We start from the raw sequence: 6,561 nt of genomic DNA, 5'->3' as shown, positions 1-6,561 counted from the left end.
GCCAAGAAATAACCTGCCACTTCGTGGCGAAAAAATCTTCCGACCACGACTGATTTGCAATCCGAAAGCTGTTATCTGCGGATTTGCAATCCGCTATTAGCACATCATTGGATTGCAAAGAAATCCAATGAGACAAAAGTTATATTTGTTTTGCAAAGCCGGAGCTTTGCTTCTATCAGCGGCAGTAGCGGGACGGGGACGCTACGCCGAACAAAAGAGCTTGGTGGGGCATTCCCGCTGGCGCGGATGCTACATTCCGACGTGTCGGAAATTGCAGTCCGTGTCCTGCTTTGAAAAGCAGCCATATTCAAATTACTTACTCTATCGAGCAAAGCACGGATAAATATCCGCGCGAGCAAAAAGATTCTTTTTACTTTTCCCTAATTCTACTTCAAATCTTCCTCGGTAACTACAATTCTGTTTTCAGTTACACGGGTAGTATATTGCTGCAAAAAAGCCTTTATTTTTGTTTCCAAATCGGCCACTATCTCCGGTTTCTCGTCCATCAGGTTTTTTCCCATTTTCGTGTGTAGCTCATACAATGCAACAGTTTTAGTACCATTAAATTGCAACAGGTACTTATCCGAAAATATTTGATAAATCCCATTATAATAATTTACAGCAAACCTGTCGGGCGAGCCATTCACATCAAATCCAAATGCAAAATAAGGCTTGTTGTAACCCAGATAAGAAAGCACCGTAGGCATTATGTCAATTTGCTGTGCCACCTCGTCGCGATAATCTTTCAGGCTGCCACCCGGCTTATAAAACATCACCGGAACGGCAAAGTTTCCTGCCGGATTGTTATATTCCTCCCTCACGCTGCCATTGGTATGGTCGGCCACCAACACAAACAACGTGTTTTCGAACCACGGCTGCCGTGAGGCTGTCTCGAAAAATCGCCGGAAAGCATAATCCGAATACCGTATCGTTTTATGCAAGGGATGGACGCCTTCTTCAAAAACGCCGTCGTACCTTACAGGTACTTTAAACGGATGGTGCGACGAAATGGTGAAAACCGATGCCATGAAAGGCTGCTCAAATTTATTGATTTCCTGTGCTGTAAATTGCAGAAACTCCTCGTCCCATATTCCCCATATACCATCATAGTCTTTCGAGTTACCATACTCATCCATACCATAGAAATATTCAAAACCAAGCAGATTGCAGAAAGCATAGAAACCCATTCCGCTATTAGGCTGCCCACAGAAAAAAGCAGTTTGGTAACCATCATCACGGAGCAAATGGGGCAACGCGCAAATCCGGTTGTTGAAATAAGACGAAAGAACATACGATTTCGGAATAGCGGGCATGCTCAGCATTACCGACGCTAAGGCATCAATCGATTTACGCCCGTTGGCATACGACGAACGGAACGTGAGGCTTTCGCCCGCAATAGAATCAAGAAATGAAGTATACCCCTTATATGCCCCATCGTCAAGCCCCTTGTTGTAAAAACCGAAATGCTCCATACCAAAGCTTTCCATGATGATAATCATCACGTTCATATCATTCGGCTTCAATGTATCGGCAGGCACATGCACCGGATTGTAAACGCTCTCCAGTGCCTTTTTATCGTCGAGATAAACCAGCTTATCCAAATCTTCATACTCTATCGATAGCAGGAACGAAAAAGGAGTATTCAGTATCAACGGTATATCAATAGGCTGATGGGCATATTCACCTGCATTGCTCAAGGTTATCGGGCGTGTGCTGTGGCTGAATCCTCCGCGTATGCCTGCTACAGTCAGCCCTATGCCAACCAGCATAATCACCGTACAAACAGGATAGTAAACATAGGGCGATTTTATCAGTATGGAAGAAAGGCTTAGTTTTTTCCGCCCGTAAAACCATACCATCAGGAAGATAAGGGCAAAGAAAAATAGCACCAGATACCAGTTGTGCAGCATCTCCTGTGCAAAAATCTGCACAAGGTTGCTCTCGTTAGAAAATTCACGGAACACGCTGAAAGTGGTACGTTGCAGGGTGTAACGGAAATAAACAATATCAATGCAGTTTGCCATAAGCGCAACGCCGTTCATCACAAAATACACATATTTGCCTATAGTCTGGTATAAATCATTGTAGCGGAATTTGAAGGGCAGTACAAACATCAGCATATACACGCTGTTGAAGTACAATATAGCAGTAGTATCGAATTTCAATCCCCCTACAAAAATGCGAAGCAGTTGAGCAAAAGTGCGCTCGTGGTAAAAGTCGTAGTTATACACAAGAAAAACCACCCTGCATAGCATAAACAGCAGATAGGCAACCAGCAAATGCTTGATTACCTGAAAATAGATGTTCGATTTTACTATATCAATTATTTTTCTCAACGATAAATCCATATCGAATTAAATATCTTTTTCTTATCCGTCTATTGTCTTTTCGGATTTCTTGGCAAGCCAATGGAACAATCCGCTTTGCGGTGCGAACAAGTTCGAGCGGTAATCCGATAAAACAAAGAATTTCTATCCCGGCGTCTTTCTGTCTTTGTGTACCAAAGCCTACTTAAACCAGTTACTCCAAATATATTCGTAATCTGCGTTGCCTTTCTTCTTAAAATTATTAATATCGAAAGTAGCATACAATGCCTGTTCGTGATAAAGCGTCTGTTCAGTAAAATGAAGCGAATACATAAACTTTACATTCACCACATTGGTTTTAAAGAAATTGATATACAAGTCACTCCTGTTATATTCCTTTGTTCTGTAAAACTTATCGCCCCAATACAGTTCATTAGCATGGTCGGCATAAAACACCTGCTGTTTGCCTCCACGATAGTACGTATTAAAAAGCCCCAAGCCCTTGTACTCTATTTTTATTTCGGACAGCAAGCCCTGCGGGGTATGCCATTTGTCAATAAAACTTCTGTCGCGCTCCAACCCTACTGACCAACCCGCGTTTATTTCCAGTTTCTGAAAACCCGTTTTCGCTGCCAAATCCACCCCAAGCGACGTAAGGATTAAACCATTATCGTGCAAGCCTTCGGGAACTTCGGGCTCCATCACACCTGCAAAGTGGAACATATACCCAAAATGCTGTGCGTAAAACACGCCTAAAGCGTATCGCCCCGACCAGCCCATGAAAAAAGCCTCGTGCCGTTCGTGCGTTTGCCGGCTCGTCCAGTCCAGCCATACATTAATATAGCTTTTCTCCTTATAAAACTCCCAAAACAAGCCATTCACAGTAGGGCGATAATTGGAAATCGAATCAGTAAAAAACATACGGGGGTATCTATCCAACGCTATCTGCCGTGGGAAAGCACCCATATAAAAGCGGAAAGGTTTCCCGTCGAACTCATAATAAGCAATAGGGTCGATAAAATCAATGGCTTTATTACTGCCAAACTCGTGCATCGCATCCAAACCGACAAGTATACGGTGTTGCTTTCTCCAACTCACGCCAAGCTCCGGCGCTATATGCACTCCCGCCATAGTTTGTGGCATCTGCACTTCGGAGTGTGCAAATTCCGTGTTATCAAAAAAGGAATGTACTCCCGCTTTCCAGACAAATTCCTGCGCACACACAGCCAAATGAAATCCGAGAAGTAATATAACCAAGTACAGTTTTTTCATCTAATTCCGACGATATTTTTGAAAAACATTGATTAAAAACCTAAGAGGTTGTTTAAATTTTCCCCAAAGAAACTATTACAGTTTTTGAATATATCTTTTTCGCAATAAATTATGTCCTTTTTTGTAAATTTTCACCTCTCATTTTACTCATTTAGCCCGCTAAAATCGTAAAATGAAGTCNCGTAAAATGAAGTCAAAATTTCCCTAAAAAATCACCAAAATTTATCTTGCGAGTAAAATTTAAACAACCTCTAAAAGACAAAAGTATGAAAAATTTATGGATTGAGGTATTTATGTAAAACAGCCTCAAGAATAAATATGCTTAAAAAAGCACACTCTAAAACTCTTTGAAAACAGGCTCGTCAAAGTCTGCATATTCATCGTCGAAGTTCGGGCGGTCTTTTCTCGATTTTTTATTGATAATAAGTGTAGATGGTATCGACAGAAGAATATCGCTCCCCATTTCGGACAGGGTTTCCCAAGTACGGTATGCTATAAGCATAAAGCTATTACGCACAAGTGAGCCGGCGGCAAGTTTCATTTGTTTCGACATACGGTTAGGATAAGTCGCTTTAAGTGCCTCGTAAGGTTCTGCCAATATTTTGTTCTGAAGCACGTTATTAACATCATATACCACAATGTTTACATCGGGGCTATTCTTGAGCAGATAGCGGGCATAGCGAAACAGGAACACATCATTCTCGTCGTACAGGAAAAGCACCGTAGAAGTGATGGAGCGGAAATTCCGGTTTACAAAAACACCCACACTACAATGGCTGTTTTCTATAAAATACCGCGTTTTATCTTTTATCAGCGTACCGGGATAAAAGATTGCCCTTTTCTGAAAACGATAAATCAAGCGGTTGAGCCACTTTATATTACGAACGATATACCGTCTCTTTGCAGGTTCCGAAAAAGAAACACTTGCACCCACCAGCAAAAAATCGAAACGATAATAATTTGCCGTGCGCACAATGCCGCCCTGCACATTGTCAGTCACCTTATAGCGGGCTTGTATAGGCACTTTAAGGCTACGTGCAGCCGCTTTCACCTTTTCAAAACTCTCATCGGCAAACTGCTCTCCATGCATCGGGTTCGTGTCCGTTCCAGGGGTGATGTGGAGTACTGTCACATCCAGGCTCTTTTTAACCCCATCCAATACCGATTTTGCTACCCGCAGCATCGGGCGTCCATTCTCAGGATTACCCATAGATATAAGCACCCTGAAAATGCCCTGAGCCTGCGTTTGCTGGTATTCCTCCTCGTCCCTCTTACGCGAATATAGCTTGTCTATCACCGACAAAACCGGAGTAGTTATAAAAGTGGTAAAAATGGTCATAATCACCAGCATCACAAATATGGTGGGCGGAAGGATTCCCATTTCAAGGCCTATATTGAGTACAATAAGCTCCATCAGCCCCCTTGTATTCATCAGTACCCCTATCGACAAGCTGTCTCGCGTCGATTCGCCCATTATTTTAGCAGGCACAGCACTACCCACAAATTTACCTGCGATAGCCACAAGCGTTATCACCCCGCATATCATCCACAGTTGAGGGGTGTTAACCAAGCCTATTTCCGTATTAAGCCCCGTATAAACAAAGAAAAGAGGAAGAAAAAGAGTGACGGCAATATCTTCAATCCGCTCGATAAGTATCATACGGAACTTAGGAATAGGAGGCATGATAACCCCCGCCAAAAATGCTCCGAATAAAGCATGAATACCTATCAACTGGGTTATAAAAGCCGAAGCAATAAGCACCAAAAGGAAAAAAGCAATCATACTTTTGTTTAACACCTCCGTATTGGAATAAATCTTACCTATACGCTTGAGGAAAGGACGCACTACCAAAAGCATAAGTGCCACATACACCACCGCACAAGCTATGGTATAGAGCGAACTGACAAAGCTCCCTGTTTTTGCAATGGCAATAACGGCGGCAAGCAGGCACCACGCGGTAACATCGCCATTAGCCGCGCTTGCAATGGAAATCGTACCGAGATGCGTACGTGTCAACCCCTTTTCCTGTACAATGCGCGCCAGCACCGGAAAAGCGGTGATGCTCATGGAGATACCAATGAAAAGTGAGAAAGAGAGGAAACTGGTTTGTCCTGCGGCAAAATCTTCATAAATAAAATACGACAACACCATCCCTCCGAAGAAAGGGATAACTATACTCGAATTGCTTATCACAAATGTCTCACCGAGCTTACTTTTAAGCGAACCTAAATCCAGCTCAAGCCCGATAATAAACATAAACAGCACAAGCCCTATCTGGCTCAGGATGTATATATTGCCCAGCGATTCGGGAGAAAAAAGAAAATTAAACGCATCAGGAGCAATTTTGCCAAACAACGACGGCCCTAAAACAATACCGGCAAGTATCTCGCCAATAACGGTAGGCTGGCCTATTTTAGCAAAAAGGAAACCAAAAAAACGGGACACTAAAAGTATAGCAACTATCTGGAGCAAAAGAAGCGCCCCATCTTCGGCAAGGTTGTGATGAATTGAATCCAGAAAAACAGCAAAAGGGGTAGCTGCTTCAACATCATTGGTAATACCTGCCGGCGATTCAACGTCGAAACGTGCACTATGCTGAAACAGGACATACGTAAAAACGGCACACAAAGTCAATACCAAACCAAAAAAAACACAGGCTTTGAAGTATTTGCTCTTCATCCAATATCCGCTTTTATATTAACGGGGGTTATCCTATCGAACAGATAATCCCCAGTCGCAAAGATAGTAAATTTCACTTTTTATGAAAAGTAAATTTTGAAAATTAAGAGCAACCGCATCAAAATATGCAGAATTATTATTTTATTCTTTATGTAGCCATAGCTAATCTTTCCGCCTCAGCTGGTGAGCGTAAAGAAATTCAGCGGAATGTAGCGTTAAACAGGATTTGCTGTTTGACGAGCGAAGCGAGGAGTTTCAAAGCCTGTAGCGGAGTGTAGCTGAATTTTAGCGAAGCAGGTGTAG

General features: G+C 42.6%; 3 protein-coding genes. All 3 read right to left on the bottom strand.

All coding sequences use genetic code 11. The annotated features are described in order from the left end of the window. Positions 1-386: 386 nt before the first annotated feature. The 3 genes from D0T49_RS12730 to D0T49_RS12720 all read right to left on the bottom strand — a co-directional run bounded on the left by D0T49_RS12730 (position 387) and on the right by D0T49_RS12720 (position 6,258). The gene (locus D0T49_RS12730; protein ID WP_163632280.1) at positions 387-2,348 is read right to left on the bottom strand and encodes an LTA synthase family protein; all 1,962 of its coding nucleotides are present in this window, start codon (positions 2,346-2,348) and stop codon (positions 387-389) included. Positions 2,349-2,507: 159 nt separating this feature from the next. Next, the gene (locus D0T49_RS12725) at positions 2,508-3,578 is read right to left on the bottom strand and encodes a hypothetical protein (protein WP_163632278.1); all 1,071 of its coding nucleotides are present in this window, start codon (positions 3,576-3,578) and stop codon (positions 2,508-2,510) included. Positions 3,579-3,915: 337 nt separating this feature from the next. Next, positions 3,916-6,258: a cation:proton antiporter gene (locus tag D0T49_RS12720; RefSeq protein ID WP_163632275.1), complete on the bottom strand. Its 2,343-nt coding sequence runs from the start codon at positions 6,256-6,258 to the stop codon at positions 3,916-3,918. Positions 6,259-6,561: the final 303 nt, after the last annotated feature.

It is taken from the genome of Paludibacter sp. 221 (assembly GCF_010501035.1).
Classification (GTDB): Bacteria; Bacteroidota; Bacteroidia; order Bacteroidales; family Paludibacteraceae; genus QVMH01.
Note: the sequence above shows the minus strand (reverse complement) of the source record. Positions and strands in the feature narration are given on the sequence as shown.